This window comes from Candidatus Symbiothrix dinenymphae (genome assembly GCF_001431085.1).
This window is the reverse complement of the sequence record NZ_BBRU01000035.1, coordinates 1-17667: the sequence shown is the minus strand read 5'-3', so window position 1 is coordinate 17667 and position 17667 is coordinate 1. Positions and strand designations below refer to the sequence as shown.

Here is a 17667-nt window from a genome sequence, read left to right as displayed (position 1 = left end):
TCGCAGCCGAACTCACCGTGAGGGGTGCCTTGTTAATCGTTGCCGTTACGGCGGTGGGCTGTGCTTGCAGCGTGTAGTTGTTCTTATCCTCCCCTGTGAGCGCGAAACCGCTGAATGTAACCGTTTTACCCGTGCCCGCATTCTTGTCTGCAAAAGTAGCCATGCCGTTTGCTACGCCTACATCATCCGAGCCTACTGTGCCAACAACAGTGCCGGATGCTGTAATGGTGGCGGTGGTGGTGCCATCGTAGTTTTTGCTGTCGGCTGATGTTCCTGATATGGTTACCGGTTTCGGGTTAATCGTTGCTGCATCGCCGGGCTGTGCTTGCAACGTGTAGTTGCCCGCAGTCGTCCCTGTGAGAGCAAAACCGTTGAATATAACCGTTTTACCCGTGCCCGCGTTCTGGTCTGCAAAAGCAACCGTTCCGTTTGATACTCCTACATCATCTGAACCTACTTTTCCGACAACAGTGTAGGTTCCTGTAATTGTGGCAGTTGTGCTGCCATCGTAGTCTTTGTTGTTGACTGAATATCCTGATATGGTTACCTCTTTCGGGTTAATCGTTGCTGTGTTACCGGGCTGTGCTTGCAGCGTGTAGTTGCCCGCAGTCGTGCCTGTGAGAGTGAAACCGCTGAATATAACCGTTTTACCCGTGCCCGCATTTTTGTCTGCAAAAACTGTCGTGCCGTTTGATATTCCTACATCATCCGAACCCACTTTCCCCACAACAGTGCCGGTTCCTGCAATTGTGGCAGTCGTGTTGCCATCGTAGATTTTGTTGTTGGCTGAATATCCTGATATGGTTACCTCTTTCGGGGTAATCGTTGCTGCACCGCCGGGCTGTGCTTGCAGCGTATAGTTGCCCTTATCCGCCCCTGTGAGCGTGAAACCGCTGAATATAACCGTTTTACCCGTGCCCGCATTTTTGTCTGCAAAAGCAACCGTTCCGGTTGATACTCCTACATCATCCGAACCTACTTTATCGGGAACAGTGTAGGTTCCTGTAATTGTGGCAGTTGTGGTGCCATCGTAGATTTTGTTGTTGGCTGAATATCCTGATATGGTTACCTCTTTCGGGTTAATCGTTGCTGCACCGCCGGGCTGTGCTTGCAGCGTGTAGTTGTCCATCGCCGCCCCTGTGAGCGCGAAACCGCTGAATATAACCGTTTTACCCGTGCCCACATTTTTGTCTGCAAACGCAACTGTGCCGTTTGATACTCCTACATCATCCGAACCTACCTTCCCGGCAACAGTGTAAGTTCCTGTAATTGTGGCTGTTGTGGTGCCATCGTAGTCTTTGTTGTTGACTGAATATCCTGATATGGTTACCTCTTTCGGGGTAATCGTAAATTTTTTGTTTTCAACAAAACTAATACGGTAGTTGTTTGAACTCAAACCGTCCTCCCTGATAATATATTGTCCTGCATTTGCGCCTGCATCGCGGGTAAGTGCACCTGTAAAGTTAACAGCACTGAGGTTCCCACCACCGGAGGTGATTTCGCGAGTGTAGGTCAGAACCGGGTCGGCGTCACCATATATCTTGCTCAGCTCGTTAGGTGTAACGGTTACAATTTTTTCTACCCATTTTGCCGTGAAAGTTTTCTCGCCGGTGCTACCGTTTGATATGGTGTTGCCCTCTTCCCAACCATCAAATGTGTAATATACTCTGTTGCCCGGAGGTGATAGGGTAATGGTTGAGCTTTCTATCGTATATGTTGTAGGGTTGCTGTGTGTTGCACCCTCCAAATTCTCGTAAGAGATGGTGTAGGGAATTGGCGTACAAGTCCCATTCTCATTAGCGTACGCTTGACCATTAGCATTAACATCTGCTTGGGCTTGATTGTCAGCAGTAGCTTGACTACTGGTAGAGGAATAACGTCCCTCAGGAACGGTATAAGTTACACTTGAACCGGTGTAGCCGGTGCCACAATTATTTTTGGTGAATGTGCCACTCTTTGCCACATTGTAACATGGCTTTCTGAGTATTGGAAGTCCGTGTGTGACACCGGCAGTATTAGTAGGCATCTCCCAAATGGTAGAAAAATCCCACCCCAAAGTGGTGGAAATCCAGTTTGGTGATTGGGATTGGAAATTAGACAAATCCGTAGTTGCACCATCCTTGGACGTATTGCCATTTGAGGTGGTCACCGGACTGCCATTAACCAACACATCCGGGCTGGCATAACATGATGTAATGGTGGTGAATTCATCCTTAAAACTGCCTATTATTCTTCTGCTACTGTCGGCAACTGCACTAATATTTGATTTAGCCGTCAAACAGTTTGATATACGGCATGTGTAATAACTTCCTCCGCAAATGCCGCCGACACTAGCAGTCCTAAATGCATCGTCTACCATTCCCGTAATATCGCCTACATTATAACAATTTAGAATTGTACTATGATGCAAATAGCCGCAAATGCCGCCAGCCAAATGACCATGACTCACAGAAACAAGACCCACATTGTAGCAATTTTGCATGCTACTACCGGAGTAAAGATAGCCACAAATGCCACCAATATAAGCAGAGGTGGAAGAAGATGAGGTCCAGGAAGGACGGCATACATTATAGCATTCCGAAATATTACTCGTTTCCGCCACACCGCAAATGCCGCCGACACCCACTCGCAGTCCACTGCCACTGCCACTTACACTACCGTTAACTCCTAAATTTCTGACAACGGCACCTTTAATATAACCAAACAATCCTACACCACTAACCTTATCAGCAGGGGTAGTCGCATTTATATTTACATTCACCTCATGCCCCCCACCATCAAACGTTCCGGAAAAAGGTTTAGGTTCACTGCCGATCATAGTTGTAATACCTGTCAAATCAGCAGTTAACCGGAAGTGTTTGCCGACATAGGCATTTCCGCCATTGACAGCCGTAGCCAAAGCCTCCATATCGGTTTTGGAAGAAATGCGATATGGGTCGGTTGCCGTGCCGGAGCCGCCGCTGTATGTTTGCGCCAGTGCTGTGCTACACATGAACAGCAACATTGCTATGAATGTAATTACTTTGTTCATACGTTTGTTGTTATTGAATCGGCTGCAAAGTTACATAAAAACAATAACAAAAGAACATTTTTTTGATAAAAAAAATTCAGCCTATTTTTTTTATTCATTTTTTTTTCATACCTTTGCCGCCCGAAAGCAAAAAATAAAAATTAAATAAAAATAGACAGGCATGAAACGGACTTTTCAACCCTCTAACACAAAGCGGAAAAACAAACATGGGTTCCGCAGCAGAATGGAAACGGCTAACGGTCGCCGTGTATTGGCTTCGCGTCGAGCAAAAGGCAGAACAAAATTATCCGTCTCTGACGAGTATAATGGCTAAACCGGATGAAACAGGAGCCTTTTGGTCGCATATTGCTTAAAAACTTCTTGTTGGCACTGGGCGTCGTTCTGGTGTTTGTTTTTGTTGTCCAGCAGTGGTTAAATCTTTACACACACCATGGGCAGCAGGTGGTGGTGCCCGACGTGAAAGGGCTTTCTTTGTCCGAAGCACGGATTTTTTTTGATAAAAAAGAGTTGCATGGCGTGGTTGTGGATTCTGCTTTTGTGCGACAAAAGCGTGCCGGCACTATCTTGGAAACGGTTCCGCCGGCGGGCAATGAGGTGAAAGAAGGGCGAACCATCTTTCTGACTATCAATTCGCATGCCGCCCTTTTGCTGACCATTCCCGAAGTCAAGGATATATCCCAACGACAGGCTTCGGCAATGCTCAAATCCATTGGTTTTGAACGCGTTAGCATCAAAAAAGTGCGCGGTGCCTATCAAAATCTGGTGCTGGGGCTGCAAAATGCACACGGGCAAACGGTGCACGGAGGCGAGCGCATCACGGGCGATACACCGCTTTTTTTGCTGGTGAGCAGCGGGGCAGACTAATTGAAAAAAAATTGAGCAGCCAACCGGAAAATATGGATGAGCAGGACGAACAGGAAGAGGAACTCTATGAGCACTTTCGGTTCACTGCCGACAAAGGTCAAGCCTTGTTGCGTGTGGATAAGTTTTTGGTTGACCGCCTCACGGGGGCTTCCCGCCACCGCATTCAACAGGCTGCCGAAGCCGGTTATATTCTCGCCAACGACAAGTCTGTTCAGTCGAATTACAGGGTGAAACCGCTGGATGTTCTGACCATTGTGCTCGACCGCCCGCACCGCGAAGTGGATATTCTTCCCGAAAACATACCTATTAATATAGCCTACGAAGACAACGATGTGCTCGTGGTGAATAAACCGTCCGGATTGGTGGTGCATCCCGGACATGGCAATTACACAGGTACGTTGCTTAACGCCGTTGCGTGGTATCTCAAAGACGACCCGCAGTATCACACCACTGACCCACGGCTGGGTTTGGTGCACCGTATCGACAAAGACACGTCAGGACTGCTCGTGCTGGCAAAAAATCCCGAAGCGAAGACGCATCTCGGCACGCAGTTTTTCAACAAAACGACCAAACGGCTCTATTGGGCATTGGTTTGGGGCAATGTGAAGGACGATGAAGGGCGCATCGAGGGCAATATCGGACGCAACCCGAAAGACAGGCTACTGATGACGGTTTTTCCACCCGATTCGGAGGACGGAAAGCCCGCTGTGACGCATTACAAGGTGCTTGAACGGTTTGGTTACGTCACGCTCATCGAATGCCGATTGGAAACCGGACGTACACACCAAATTCGTGTGCACGCGAAGCACATCGGTCACACGCTGTTCAACGATGCCCGCTACGGTGGCGATGAAATTTTGCGCGGTGTGGAGGGCAGCAAGTACAAGCAATTCATCCAAAATTGTTTCGACCTTTGCCCACGGCAGGCTCTACACGCCAAAACATTGGGATTTGTGCATCCCCGCACCGGCGAAGCGGTTTATTTGGACAGCGAAATTCCCGAAGATATGTCGCAATTGATTGCCAAGTGGCGCAACTATGGAGCCGGTGCTGACGCTTGTTAGCATTTTTTTATCAACTCCATTCCTCTCACAATGGCTTTCTCGTTCATCGGCAGGAATTTGTGATGCCGCTCGGGGAGGGATTTTTTTAAGCCGGCAAAGACGCTTTCGAGTTTCACCATCGGGACTATTTTCAGCAAGCCTCCGAGCACCATCATGTTGAAGACTTTGCCCAATCCTTCGGCGTTGGCAGTGTTTACCGCGTCTATTTCATACACTTGGATGTCTTTGCGGGTCGGTTTTTGAGCGATGCCGTTGTTGTCGAAGATTAGGATGCCTCCTTTTTTGACGGTTTTTTCAAACTTGTCCAATGAGGGCTGGCTGAGCACGATGACGATGTCGTATTCGTTGAGAACGGGCGATGAAATGCGTTCATCACTCAAAATAACGGTTACGTTGGCTGTGCCGCCACGCTGCTCCGGTCCATACGAGGGATACCAAGCGACTTCCTGACCTTCCATCAAACCGGAATAGGCAATGATTTTGCCCATCGAAAGGACACCCTGTCCGCCAAATCCCGCCATAATCATTTCATGTTGCATATTTGTATGTCTTTTTATTTCATTGTTTCAGCCCGCAAAGTTAGTAAATAATTTTTTAATAGAAAAAAAAAGAGAAAATAAAATCAGAAAATTTAGTTCTTCATTTCAGGTGGTTTCGTCAGCGTGCCGCCTTCGTTGTAGTGCTGATTGTTGGGCAGTCCTTTCTGCCCGACGCCTTCCTGCATCAGTGCTTTCAATTCATCCAGATGAGATTGGTAAACGCCGCGGGGCTGTATGCCGTGTTGTTTGCACAGCGATGCCGCCATGCCAACTACTTCACCCATCATGCCGGTGGTGCGCATCACGCGGACAGTGCCCAGTGCGACGTGCGTTACACTGATGTTGCGACCAGCCATAAACAGATTGTCTATGTTCCGCGAATACAGACAGCGGTAAGGGATAGGGTAGGGGTAAATGTTGATATGCCTGGCAATGGATTTGAACTCGGCGCCGGGGAAGTTTTCCGTGTTCTTCGGGTCGGGATAATGCAAGTCTATCGACCAGGTCGTTGAGGCTGTTCCGTCTTCGTGCGCAACATTTTTGCGGATATCGTCCTCTTTCATAACGTAATCGCCCATCAGACGGCGCGATTCGCGTTTTCCCGATACATACGCCACCCAACCGAGTTTCAGGTTTCGGAACTGACTGTTTTCTTTCAGGTTGTTTTTCAGAAAACTCCAATTGGAATAGACAACCATCAGTCCGTAATCGCGGATACGCTCAAAATCTTTAATCTGGTCAACGTTCATGCCGGTTTCCCATGTCCATTCTCCCATCGTGACTTTTTCGCAACTTTTGTCGTTGAACGTAATGCCGTAGTTGAAAAAAGGGAAGCCCGATGATGAACCGTTATCCACCGAATACCATTGCACGGAAGCACCCATGGTCAGTTTATCGGCTTTGTCGGGGGCTGTGGATTCTCCAAATTCGGCTTTTGATTCGCGCCCCATGCGGTAGTCGGCACCGGCCAGATAACCCACCGTGCCATCGCCCGTACAGTCGGCGAAGACCGGTGCGCAGAATCGCTGTTCTGTCCCGTTTTCAATGTGTTTGGCGATGACGGCGCGAATCTTCTGTCCATCCATTTCGACACCTGAAACGTGATAGTTGGAAAACAGCGTGATGTTCTTTTCTTTGGCTACGGCTTCCGCTTTTTGAGCATCTTCGTAATGCGCGGCCGGTTGCGCGTTTCCGCCACGGGTGGGTCCAAATTCTTTTTGCAGATTACCCAATTCTTTATAAGGGGCGGCTTCAATCCGTCCGCCCAGATGGACACGTATCTCCGAACTGTTATTTCCGCCCAGCACCGGACGGTTGTTAATCAACGCCACTTTACAACCCAGACGAGCGGCAGATATTGCCGCACAGATACCTGCAATGCCGCCGCCAATTACGACCAAATCGTAAGTTCCTGCCGTCGGAGGCGTGTCGGGCAGTTGCAGGGCTTTTCGCCGGAAGGCTTCCAGTGCTTTCACATCGGAAGGCGGTACTGCTCCCTGTTCGGTTGTGAAATAAATCGCGTCGCAGCGTCCGTTGAAGCCGGTGAGGTCGTGCAATGCCAACGTAGCCTGTTCGTTTTTTATGGAGATTTTTCCCGCTTCCTGCCACATCCATTCGGAACCTTTAACTCCCAATACAGCAGAGAGTTGTTTGCCATTGACCGACAGTTTGAATTTACCCGGTCCTTCCGCATTGTGCCATGGAGAAGTCCAATTATAGGTGCGCACATATACATAGTATGTACCTGCTTCCGGGAAAATAACCTGCGTCGAAGCCGTTTTTACCGGAACTCCCATGCCGTGCGCCATCAGGTAAGGTGAGCCCATCCTGTCCATAAATTGCTGGTCAACGACCCAGCCGCCTTTCTCAGCAAAACTCTCCGCTTCGATAAAAACATCGGCAGGACGGGCACTACACACCAGAGAAATGGCTGTAAACGCGATTAATAGGGTAATTTTCATTTTTCTAATTATGTATCACAAAATTCCCGACTTATTTCATTTGAACGTTGGGAAAATTGGCAGGGACTTTTTGGGTTACTTTTCCGGTAGCCGCCCATTCTGTTCCGCGCAGGAAAGTGACGATGAAGCTGGAACATTCTACTGCCGGGTGGGTGGGATCTTTGCCGACGTGCCCGAGCATGGTGTGGAAAATGCGTCCCTTGCCCCACTGTATCACCATCAGCAGCGGCTCATCGCGTCCTGTGCCTCCTGTGGATTTGTCAGAGAAGGCTGTTGCCAAAATTGTCATGTTCTTTGCCGGTCCGCGCATCCGGTCATACAGTTCGTCCCGACAATGCGTCCACTCATCGGGCAGTCCTTTCACGATGGGGTGCTTCTTGTTGCGGAGTTTCAGTACATAATTGTGCTGACTGCCATGACTGCCGCCACTTCCCGGCGTGTTATCCCTCACTTCTTTTCCATCTTTGAAATACACATACGGTCCATCTGTTTCGTTGCGATTTTCCCAACCGCCCAGACCTGTGATTTCATTGTATTCCTTCCACTTGCGAAAGGCATTGTCAGCAGCATGGTAAACCACCACGCCACCACCTTTCTTGACATAGTCTAAAAAGGCTTCATTAGTAGCGTCCGGCCACGCATCGCCGTTGTAATCCAACACTACCGCCTGATAGTCCGCAAAATTCGGACGAAAGGCAGACATATCCCCACCCGCCTTAGGAGAGATAGCTAAATCCACAGCAAAGAGCCCGCTGCCGTTGAGATACTTTTGCAGGATGAGATGGCTGTCCTCCCAATAGTGGTTGTTCTGTCCCGTGAGAATGAGCACTTTGATAGGCTCTTTAGCCTGACTGACCGTAAAATTGAAAAGGGTCATCGCCGTGAGACAAAGAACGAAATACCTACTAATACATTTTTTTGTTTTCATACTGTACATTATTTTATTATTTATTATAGTAAACACACATTCAAGTCACAAATGCAACTTTTTGACGGCGCAAAGGTAGTAAAAAATATTGTATTGATAAAAAATAACACAGGGAAAAAGATTTAACCGGAAAACACCGTTTGCGAAATATTATGTACTTTTGCACCCGTATTTGAACGCTTGCCATCAATGAGATGCGAGAAAGAGTGAGAAAATAATGAATTAATGAATTATGAGCAATTTTGAAGAATATATTCGGCAGGGCGAACCTCAAGAGAAAGAAAGAGGTTATGCGTGGCAGACTGCTATCGGACTACAGGCTGTAGATGGTTTGAAGCCATCCGACTATCTAATAGCAACAGCCCGTCAGCATATCGAAGGCGATATTACAATTGACGAGGTACGCAAACTTATTGAAAGTTATTATGAATCGAAAGAAAACCGTGTTGCCGACACCGAAGAAGCAGACAAAGTGTCAGCTAATATTACCAAGTTGCTGAGCGAACGGACATTTGCCTTCACCGTAGCCGGATTTACGGCAGTACACCGGCATATATTTGATGGTGTATTCACATTTGCAGGCAAGATTCGCGATTATAATATTACAAAACGGGAATGGGTGCTTAGTGGCGACACAGTATTGTATGTGGCTGCCCCGGACATTCGCAAAGCGATAGAATATGACATCGAACAAGAGAAGGCGTTCGACTATACGGAATTGAATATGAGGCAGATAACCGCTCATATAACAGATTTTGTATCGGGACTGTGGCAGATACATCCATTTGCAGAGGGAAATACCCGAACAACTGCCGTGTTTACCATTCAGTATTTGCGCTCCATGGGATTTGATGTAGAGAACGACCTCTTTGCCGGTCATTCATGGTATTTTAGAAATGCTTTGGTACGAGCAAACTATCAGAATGTGCAAAAAGGCATCAAGCGTAATCCTGAATATCTGGAACGTTTTTTTCGCAATCTGCTGATGAAAGAAAAGAATGAATTAAAGAACAGATACCTGCTCTTACAATATCCTGAAGAATTTAAAGAAGTAGAGAAACAAGCGGAAAACCGTACAAGTACCGAACAACCTACCGAACAACCTACCGAACAACCTACCGAACAACCTACCGAACAACCTACCGAACAACTTACCGAACAACCTACCGAACAACCTACCGAACAACCTACCGAACAACTTACCGAACAACTTACCGAACAACCTACCGAACAACCTACCGAACAACTTACCGAACAACCTACCGAACAACTTACCGAACAACTTACCGAACAAGAACAACTTCTGTTGTCAGTAATGGGAAACGAACATTTTACTTTAAAAATGCTGATGGGAAAAGTTAGGTTAAAACATCGTCCTACATTCTTGGCAAATTATATTACTCCGGCACTAAAAGACGGTCTTGTGAAAGTTCTTTACCCCGAAAAGCCTAATCATCCTCGTCAAAAATATTTGCTGACGGTTAAAGGAATGGCATTAAGAAATAAATAATTTTGCCTATCTTTGCTGCCATAATTTAATAATTGCGAGTTATGAAACAGTTACCGGTAGGCATACAGTCGTTTATCGACTTACAATCCACCGGACAGCAAGTGGTGGTGGTGATAGGCGAGTACGACAAACCTATTATTGACCATCTGACATATTTGCCGGTTGCCGAAGCAAACCGGAAAGTGTTGAAAAGTTTCTTTTGAATGTTGAAACCCGCCGATGAGCATTTGCGATTAGTGTTCCTGACGGGCGTTTCCAAATTCACCAAAGTATCCATCTTTTCGGAGTTGAACAACCTGATGGACATGCCGATGCTGGAGCCGGTTGCTGCCGAAGATGCCACTTTCATTGGATTCGACATCAGTCAAATTGGCATTGTTCCTATCTTGTTTCAAACGGGCTACTTGACTGTAAAAAGCAAAACAGTCGTGAAGTATTACGAAAAATACCGTGATGCCAACAGCCAAATTTTACTGCTGGCAGTGGCATTTACGGAAAAAGCGGTGAGTTGCAGAATGGAAAAGATCTGAATGGAATCAGGCGGATTAACAAATCCGGATCCCAACATGTTCAACGACTTTGCCGATGCCAAAGACGTCAGCAACATAAAAAGAAAAACTAAACAACGACTATCTTTTTTCATAAATTTAAATTATTTTAAAATTGATTTTTTGTTCTTGTTCTGAATGATGCTCTCTTGCAATGGCAATCGCACGTTGCAATTTTTCACTCAATAGTTTTTTATCGGGCAGTTGGGTGTAATATTGGGCAACTTTGATTGCACTATCGTCAAGCATCAAATACTCAATATGTTCCGTGTTCCCCTCCGAACACAGAATCAGTCCGATAGGTGATTCTTCACCTGCTCTCCGCTCATTTTTATTCAAATATCGGAGATAAAGCAACATTTGCCCTTCGTATTCCGGCTTGAACTTTCCCAATTTCAAATCTATTGCCACCAAGCGGCGCAGCCCTCGGTGGTAAAAAAGCAGGTCGATATAGTAGTCTGTTGAATCAACCGTAATTCGTTTTTGTCTGTCAAGGAAAGCAAAATCCGTTCCTAATTCTTTAATGAACGATTGTATCTGATTGAGAATAGAATTTTCTAAATCTTTTTCGCTATAAATATCCGGCAATCCAAGCGCATCCAAAAAAGAACCACTGCGGAAGACAACATCAGGAGTGAGTGTATTAGTGGCTTTTATCCGGTCAAGTTCTTGCCTGATAATGATTTCCGGTTTTTTACTGATTGCTGTTAATTCGTAGAGTTGCGAGTCAATTTTTTTATCCAAAGTTCTCGTATCCCAATGTTCCAAGCGGCACATTTCCATATAGAATGTACGTTTCAGGGCATCGTCAATGAACATTAAAGATTTTAAATGTGTCCATGTAAATTGTATCCGCACTGCGGATACAATTTCTTCTTCTGAAAAAGTATACGCACTGCGTATACAATGTAAAAGTTTTCGGTCACTCCACCCTTTGCCGTATCTGTCAGTCAGTTTTTCAGCGAGTTGTTTGACTACTTGCTTGCCATATTCCGCTCGCTGATTAAGGAGTATATCCTCTTTAATGCGTTTGCCGATTTGCCAATTCATGATGCAGATTTCGGCATTGACGGTTGTCGCAATCCTTTGGCGAGTGGTTTCGATTAGGGCACACACATCCGTATATAGTTGGTTATCAACTATTATGTCTGATGCTTGTACATCAACATGATTACAAGTTCTTTGTGGAATATTGCTTTTTTTCACCATACTCTAAAAAAAATTATACGCTTTTATTTTTTTGCAAATATACGATTAATTACCGGAATATCCTTCAGCGGCATATCCCGCTTCACCAACACACCTGCATACACCGCCAGCAGTAGCGTGTTGAATGCCATGTGCTGATATACATTTTCTATTGCTGCCAGGCGTGATATGGCGTATAAAGCGGCTGCCAATGCGAAGTAGAAGCCTATTGTTTTCAGGTTGTAGTGGATGGGGTAGTATTTTTGCCCCAGGAAATAGGATAGCAGCATGGTTACGCCATTCGCAATGAGTGCAGCCCAGGCACATGCTCGGTAGCTGTAGATGGGGACAAATACGATGTTGATGACCACTACCAGCAGGCAGGTGATAATCGCCAATGTGGTGCCCCAGTAGGTTTTGTCGGTCAATTTATACCATAATGACAGATTGTAATAGATGGCGAAAAACAGTTCTCCAAGCAGGATGAGCGGCACAATGTCCAGCCCTGACCAAAAATCGGGACCTATGAAATATTTGATAATGTCCAAATAAAACGTCACAACAAGGAAAATGAGCAGTCCGCAGATGACAAACCAGGTCATTATTTTGGAATAATGTTCTTTGGCTTTGGCGTCGTTGCTTTTTTCAAACACAAACGGGTCGTAGGCATACCGAAACGCCTGCGTAAACATCATCATGATTTGCGCTATCTTGAAGCAGGCGCTGTAAATGCCTAATTCACTGATATTTGTCTTCGGAATGAACGGATAAATAATTTTGTCTGCCACCAGATTGCTCATGCCCGCAACGCCCATCAGCATCAGGGGGAATGAATAGACAAACAGTTTTTTCGCCGTCTGCCGGTCAAAACGAAACCGGATTGAGATAAATTCGGGCAACAAGCAAGCCGTTTCTATCCCCGTTGCCAAAAGGTTGGCAATCAGCACATAACCGACATTGAAACTCTTGTCGTACCAGGTTACAAGTGCCGGATAATGCGTTTGTAACCAGGGACATACAACCAAAAAGAAGATACAAAACAGCACATACAACACCACATTCAGTATTTTCAATGCGGCAAACTTTATCGGGCGTTTTTTGTAGCGCAGGTAAGCAAACGGAATGGCACTCACGACATCCATACTCACAAACACAAACAATAGCCGAAGATAAGTACTCGGAATTAGGTCTTTCCACACATAGGGTCGAATGTCCGGCAAAAAGAACAAAAAGATGAACAAAAACACCGCCGTGAACGCCATAACCATCATCAATGCGGTCGAAAAGACGGTGCTCGGATTGTATTTATCCTTTTGATTGGCAAAGCGAAAGCAGCCCGTTTCCAGTCCAAACGTCAGCAACACGAGCATCAAAACGGCGTAGGCATACACATGGTTGAATATGCCAAATTCCGTTGGCGACAGCGTGTTGGTGAGCAGCGTGGTCATCAGCCACGTCATCATCTTTTGCAAAATGCTGCTGCCGCCATAAATAACGCTGTCTTTCAGAAGAGATTTTGTCTGTGCCATACGTGCTTTTTGGCTGCAAAGTTAGTGTTTTTTGTCTGAACTGTGATTTTTTTGGGATTTTTTTTAGGGCAACCGCACCAAATGTTACGGTGGCCAACTACCCCGTATGGGCATAGCCGGCAGGTTAAGGGTGAAGCCCTTCGAGCAATAGCGTAGGGCATCGCCCTACGGACAGGATATGGTATTGAATGCGAGCCCTGAAAGGGCGATAGCACCGGCTAATGCCCTTTCAGGGCGAAACGAGCGGGAGAGGGCATCTTTCGTAGGGCGATGCCCTACGCTATTGCTACAAGGCTTTCAGCCTTAACCTGACGGCTATACCCCATACGGGGTAGAAGAATTGACGGGGGATTGCGGGGCTAGCCCGCAATGACAATGCGTTTCCTAACTTTCTCATTTTAAAATAATTACCCCTCTCAGAGGTTTAAAACCTTAATTTAAACAAAATTTAACGTTTAAAAGTTAAGTTTAATTCAAAATATTTGGTGGTTCGATAAATTGTCCTTACCTTTGCGGCTGTTTCCACTCAATAATTTGGGGAAAGTAGATTTAAAATATGAAGTATAGACGTACATATATGCTTAATGGACTGCTGCTCATGACGATGACAGCGGGAATGATGTCGTGTATGCATTTAGCTGAGCTGGAGATGGTTAAATCGCCCCGCCTGAAAATTAGTTGGGCGGCGGATATTGACCCACAAATTCTGCCAAGTACATATTCTGTTGCAATGGACAACAAAGAGCCTGCCACTTACAAGCGGACTGTTGATGTTGTGCCGCTATATATCCCTCCGGACGAAATTGACGTTCCTGTCTTGATATATAATGTAGCGGAGGGAATTGAGCTGAACAGCACAGTTGTTACTGCAACGACAGATAATGTGGGTTACTTCTTCGCGTGTCGGCAAAGAGTCAATGCCGATGAAGACTCTATTTACCCTGTCACGATGGAGCAACATGTGCGAAAATTAACTATTATTTTGAACCCCGATTTCATACCGTTTTCTATCAGAAAAATACATAAGGCTACGCTTTCGGGGGTGGCTACCAAATTGGATTTAAAATCAGGTGTGCATTCTGACAAAAAGGAGATTAAACTTAATTTTGATTTTTCAAGCACTGACACTTGGTGGACAGCCACAGTCTGTCTGTTAGGTATTGTCACTGAGGGTAAACCCGATACTATATTGACCATTGAGTACGAAAAAGAAGGTGATACAGTTACATATACAGAAAGTATCAAAATTTCAGATGATATGAAGAACTTCAATTTGGACAAAACAGAGCCTAAACAGATTTATGGTAAATATGTGGAGGTGATTGAAGCATCGTAATTAAGGAGTGGATGAAATATTGCAAATTATAAAAGAAGATGAAGAAGAATTTAGACAAAAGTACAGAGCGCACATCGGTTAATGTGCAGGCTATCATGCCAAACGGTATGTATGTGTCGGTGTCGGGAAGTGATTATTTCCTTTCATTCAATCGTTTGCCTTGGTTTCGCAATGCAAAATTGGACGACATTATGAATGTTGAAATGTTTGGCAATGACGGTATCAGGTGGGATGCTTTGGATGTGGATTTGGAAATTGAGAGCCTCATCCATCCCGAAAAATATCCGCTGGTTATGAAACGCACTATGGATGAGGTGCTATAATAAAATGAATAATAATAATTTTTTTAATATAAATGTAATTTTTTTTTTATGAGAACAATTAGTTTAAGTGCTATGGCTTTGTCAGCCTTACTGTTCGCAGGATGCAGCAGTAACAACGACAATGAAGTGACACCTGGTGTCAAAAACAACGATTACGTGGGAGATGGCGTAATTGAGTTCAGTTCAGGAAAACTTGCTGAATTTGGCGGGTTAAGACTAGCGGAGGCCGACGGCATTGTTACCTGGGAGGCTACCGATGAAATTGCTATCACGATGGTAAAGCATGCTACATTGGATACTTTCGGTGTCGACGTAGATAGGCCGTATAAAGCAGCCGCCCCGGGAAAAACGGTTGCATTTACACCTCTTACCGCCGCCGACAAGATAGTCTATCCCTCGGGGCTTGGCGGAGGAGCTTTCGATTTTCTTGCTATTTATCCGCGAAAAGACTTAACAGTGAGTTCTGGTCCTAGTGCTATTACTGCAGGTATTAATTTGGCGGTTCCTGCTGAACAGACGGATTGGATGGTTGCTTATGCTGACAACAGTGGTAATGGTTATACCAAAGCAGGCAATGCCGGTGCACCTGTTGTTCTGAAATTTGACCATTTGTTGGCTAAATTAGTTGTGACGGTGACTAGCGGTGCTGGCTCCGGAGTGCCTCCCTTTACTCCTCCCAATAATTTAACGGTTGTTGTGAACGGCGCTGCGGTTAACACTGCTGCTACGATTTCATTCGCTTCAGGTGCAATACCGACTCTCACTACCCCAAGTGCCCCATCAGTAGATATTACGGCAACGAAAAAAGGACCAACACCGGCTGCGGCTGACTCAGCGATTTTTGAAGTTTTCTTGTTGCCTTTTGATGTTCCCTCCAACTATCTTGCACCAGGGTCCTGTGTGGTTGAATTTAGAGTAGAGGTTTCTGGGGTTACTACTACTTACAAAGCCGATTTGTCAGCAAAAATAGCGGAGTCCAATGGTTTGGGAACCCCTGGTGGTTTGGCAGCCTCAAAGAAATATACTTTAAAGGCAGTACTAAAAAACTCTGATGCGTCTTACTCCGTTGAGGTGTCTGATTTCCTTATAGGAAATGCCTGGAATGACAATGCTTTTGAGTAATTGACGCGCAAACTCCCTTGTCTGCATCACGATTTTTAGTGAGCTTACGAAGATTATCAAGATGATTAGCCATCTTGGTAATCTTTTTGATTTGATGGGGATTGCCATATTGTAATCTATTTGACAACCCACCCGTATGCTACGCCGGAAGGCGTTAAATTTCGATAACCCCGTACAAGCGAAGCGCAGTGCGGGGTAGATGGCTCCCCTCTCCTCGTTTTCGCCCTGAAAGGGCAACATATCCCAGCCCAACGCATCGCGTTGGGTTAATGGGTTTTGTGTGTTTTTCGCCCTGAAAGGGCATTATATCATTATGTTGTCCATCATCATTCATCATCATTCATCATCATTTCCCAACGCGATGCGTTGGGCTGGGATATGTTGCCCTTTCAGGGCGAAAACGAAGGGGGAGAGGTGCACTTTACCCCGCACTGCGCTCCGCTTGTACGGAGTTATCGAAATTGTACCCCATACGGGGTAACAGACGGAAGCAAAATTGCAGCTATCACTGAATTTTGATGCGGTTGCCCTGATTTTTTTTTGCGGCAATGCTTGTTTATTCAAATAATTGTTGTACCTTTGCCAAAAAAAATAATAAGATAATGGTTGCAACACAAGTTTTAAAACAAGAATATAATGTTCTCCCTCAGCCGATGAGCGGCATGGTGCAGTTGTCGTTTGAGCAAGTACAGATGCTGCTAATGAGTGAAGCCGACATCCAAAACGGGCGATTAGTTTCCGAAAACGACCTTAATACAGCAGACGAACAATGGCTCCTTTGAAAGTTTTTTGGACTGAAACCGCAATCAAGTAGCGTAATCACATTTTTAACTACTGGAATGCCCGAAATCAGAGCACTGAATATTCAAAAAAAGTAAAACTGAAAATAGATGCCGTAATCAATGTATTGAAAACTCATCCACGAGCGGGGAGAAATACCGATTTTGCAGATGTTAGAATTTCGCCATTAGGTAATTTTTCAATTTTATATAAATTGAATGCTTCCGCAATAATTATTGTTGCTTTTTGGGATAATCGACAAGACCCTAATACGCTGTTAGCCTTGTTGCAACAGGCATAGCCGCCATAATGTATGTAAAACCAGGCGAATACACCATAATGCTGCCGCCCTAGCCAACGACAGCCTCATTATCCTCTCCCTCATTCCTTTATTTTTCTTATTATCAATGGGATAAAGGGGATGCATTATATAAGCCCCGTATGCTACGCCGGAAGGCGTTAAATTTCGATAACCCCGTACAAGCGAAGCGGAGGTACGCAAAACATGAAATAAAATTACTACCTTTGCCGCCGAATGAGAACATAAAAATATAGAGATATGAGCATTGAAACGACAGTGAACAAAAATTACACCGATGTAGCACGCGGCTACAGCATTTCTTTTGACAATATCCGCCGTGGATGGTATCGCTTTTTAGAGCGATGTGAGGACTATTGGGATTTATTCACAATTTGGCTGCACAGAAATGAGCCTACTATGCCCTTGCGTGAATTTATGGAAGAAGTCGATAAAATGAATAAAGCAGATGTACGAAGTCATCGTTGAGCAATCTGTTTTAAAGTTTCTTAAAAAGATTCAGATAAATTATCGAAATTCCATTACGAGCCATATCGCGGAACTTTCTGATAATCCGCGCCCGTTTGGGTGCAAAAAATTATCTGATAGTGAGAATAAATATCGCATTCGAGTTGGCGTTTATCGT

General features: G+C 45.3%; 18 protein-coding genes. 12 read left to right on the top strand and 6 right to left on the bottom strand.

Annotated elements, in window-relative coordinates; translation table 11 throughout:
• Nucleotides 1–3031: YDG domain-containing protein (locus ASC50_RS00730; protein ID WP_226995297.1), on the bottom strand; the 3031-nt coding region annotated here is incomplete at its 3' end.
• A 160-nt stretch (nucleotides 3032–3191) separates the two neighbouring features.
• On the opposite strand from ASC50_RS00730, the gene rpmH reads away from it, so the two are divergent.
• From rpmH to ASC50_RS00715, 3 genes are read left to right on the top strand one after another with little or no spacing between them, the layout of a single operon-like run.
• Nucleotides 3192–3344: a 50S ribosomal protein L34 gene (gene rpmH, locus ASC50_RS06605; protein WP_082592002.1), complete on the top strand. Its 153-nt coding sequence runs from the start codon at nucleotides 3192–3194 to the stop codon at nucleotides 3342–3344.
• Between the two features lie 5 nt (nucleotides 3345–3349).
• On the top strand, nucleotides 3350–3895 hold the full coding sequence (locus ASC50_RS00720) for a PASTA domain-containing protein (protein WP_082592001.1): 546 nt from the start codon (nucleotides 3350–3352) through the stop codon (nucleotides 3893–3895).
• Between the two features lie 32 nt (nucleotides 3896–3927).
• Nucleotides 3928–4959 (top strand): RluA family pseudouridine synthase, encoded by a 1032-nt coding sequence (locus ASC50_RS00715; RefSeq protein WP_055433000.1) that lies wholly within the window; start codon nucleotides 3928–3930, stop codon nucleotides 4957–4959.
• Here the strand turns inward: ASC50_RS00715 and ASC50_RS00710 are convergent.
• The 3 genes from ASC50_RS00710 to ASC50_RS00700 all read right to left on the bottom strand — a co-directional run bounded on the left by ASC50_RS00710 (nucleotide 4956) and on the right by ASC50_RS00700 (nucleotide 8387).
• Nucleotides 4956–5498 carry a 2-oxoacid:acceptor oxidoreductase family protein gene (locus ASC50_RS00710; protein ID WP_055432949.1) on the bottom strand — a complete coding sequence of 181 codons (543 nt, stop codon included), beginning with the start codon at nucleotides 5496–5498 and terminating at the stop codon, nucleotides 4956–4958. The two genes, ASC50_RS00715 and ASC50_RS00710, sit on opposite strands and share 4 nt — an antisense overlap.
• Nucleotides 5499–5590: 92 nt before the next feature.
• A complete protein-coding gene (locus tag ASC50_RS00705) occupies nucleotides 5591–7459 on the bottom strand; it encodes an FAD-dependent oxidoreductase (RefSeq protein ID WP_055432950.1) in 1869 nt (622 codons plus the stop codon).
• Nucleotides 7460–7490: 31 nt separating this feature from the next.
• Nucleotides 7491–8387 carry a ThuA domain-containing protein gene (locus ASC50_RS00700; protein ID WP_082592003.1) on the bottom strand — a complete coding sequence of 299 codons (897 nt, stop codon included), beginning with the start codon at nucleotides 8385–8387 and terminating at the stop codon, nucleotides 7491–7493.
• Between the two features lie 232 nt (nucleotides 8388–8619).
• Between ASC50_RS00700 and ASC50_RS00695 the strand changes: the two genes are divergently transcribed.
• The 3 genes from ASC50_RS00695 to ASC50_RS00690 are packed head-to-tail and all read left to right on the top strand — an operon-like array spanning nucleotide 8620 to nucleotide 10427.
• Nucleotides 8620–9897, top strand: a complete 1278-nt coding sequence (locus ASC50_RS00695) for a Fic family protein (RefSeq protein ID WP_055432952.1) — start codon at nucleotides 8620–8622, stop codon at nucleotides 9895–9897.
• Nucleotides 9898–9938: 41 nt separating this feature from the next.
• The gene (locus ASC50_RS08665) at nucleotides 9939–10100 is read left to right on the top strand and encodes an AAA family ATPase (RefSeq protein ID WP_478209958.1); all 162 of its coding nucleotides are present in this window, start codon (nucleotides 9939–9941) and stop codon (nucleotides 10098–10100) included.
• Nucleotides 10101–10427, top strand: a complete 327-nt coding sequence (locus tag ASC50_RS00690) for an AAA family ATPase (protein WP_055432953.1) — start codon at nucleotides 10101–10103, stop codon at nucleotides 10425–10427.
• Nucleotides 10428–10544: 117 nt separating this feature from the next.
• On the opposite strand, the gene ASC50_RS00685 is transcribed toward ASC50_RS00690, so the two are convergent.
• Nucleotides 10545–11561 carry a PDDEXK nuclease domain-containing protein gene (locus ASC50_RS00685; protein WP_226995296.1) on the bottom strand — a complete coding sequence of 339 codons (1017 nt, stop codon included), beginning with the start codon at nucleotides 11559–11561 and terminating at the stop codon, nucleotides 10545–10547.
• Nucleotides 11562–11677: 116 nt separating this feature from the next.
• Complete coding sequence (locus tag ASC50_RS00680; protein WP_055432954.1) at nucleotides 11678–13162, bottom strand: oligosaccharide flippase family protein; 1485 nt, start codon at nucleotides 13160–13162, stop codon at nucleotides 11678–11680.
• 556 nt (nucleotides 13163–13718) lie between these two features.
• Here ASC50_RS00680 and ASC50_RS00675 point away from each other — a divergent pair.
• The 6 genes from ASC50_RS00675 to ASC50_RS00650 all read left to right on the top strand — a co-directional run bounded on the left by ASC50_RS00675 (nucleotide 13719) and on the right by ASC50_RS00650 (nucleotide 17510).
• Nucleotides 13719–14498: a hypothetical protein gene (locus ASC50_RS00675; protein ID WP_158648220.1), complete on the top strand. Its 780-nt coding sequence runs from the start codon at nucleotides 13719–13721 to the stop codon at nucleotides 14496–14498.
• A 38-nt stretch (nucleotides 14499–14536) separates the two neighbouring features.
• The gene (locus ASC50_RS00670; RefSeq protein ID WP_055432956.1) at nucleotides 14537–14821 is read left to right on the top strand and encodes a DUF2442 domain-containing protein; all 285 of its coding nucleotides are present in this window, start codon (nucleotides 14537–14539) and stop codon (nucleotides 14819–14821) included.
• 48 nt (nucleotides 14822–14869) lie between these two features.
• The gene (locus tag ASC50_RS00665) at nucleotides 14870–15943 is read left to right on the top strand and encodes a fimbrillin family protein (protein ID WP_055432957.1); all 1074 of its coding nucleotides are present in this window, start codon (nucleotides 14870–14872) and stop codon (nucleotides 15941–15943) included.
• Between the two features lie 602 nt (nucleotides 15944–16545).
• Nucleotides 16546–16725 carry a hypothetical protein gene (locus ASC50_RS00655; protein WP_158648219.1) on the top strand — a complete coding sequence of 60 codons (180 nt, stop codon included), beginning with the start codon at nucleotides 16546–16548 and terminating at the stop codon, nucleotides 16723–16725.
• 41 nt (nucleotides 16726–16766) lie between these two features.
• Nucleotides 16767–17024 carry a type II toxin-antitoxin system RelE/ParE family toxin gene (locus tag ASC50_RS08370; RefSeq protein WP_082591999.1) on the top strand — a complete coding sequence of 86 codons (258 nt, stop codon included), beginning with the start codon at nucleotides 16767–16769 and terminating at the stop codon, nucleotides 17022–17024.
• Between the two features lie 258 nt (nucleotides 17025–17282).
• Nucleotides 17283–17510 (top strand): hypothetical protein, encoded by a 228-nt coding sequence (locus ASC50_RS00650; protein WP_055432960.1) that lies wholly within the window; start codon nucleotides 17283–17285, stop codon nucleotides 17508–17510.
• Nucleotides 17511–17667 lie beyond the last annotated feature (157 nt).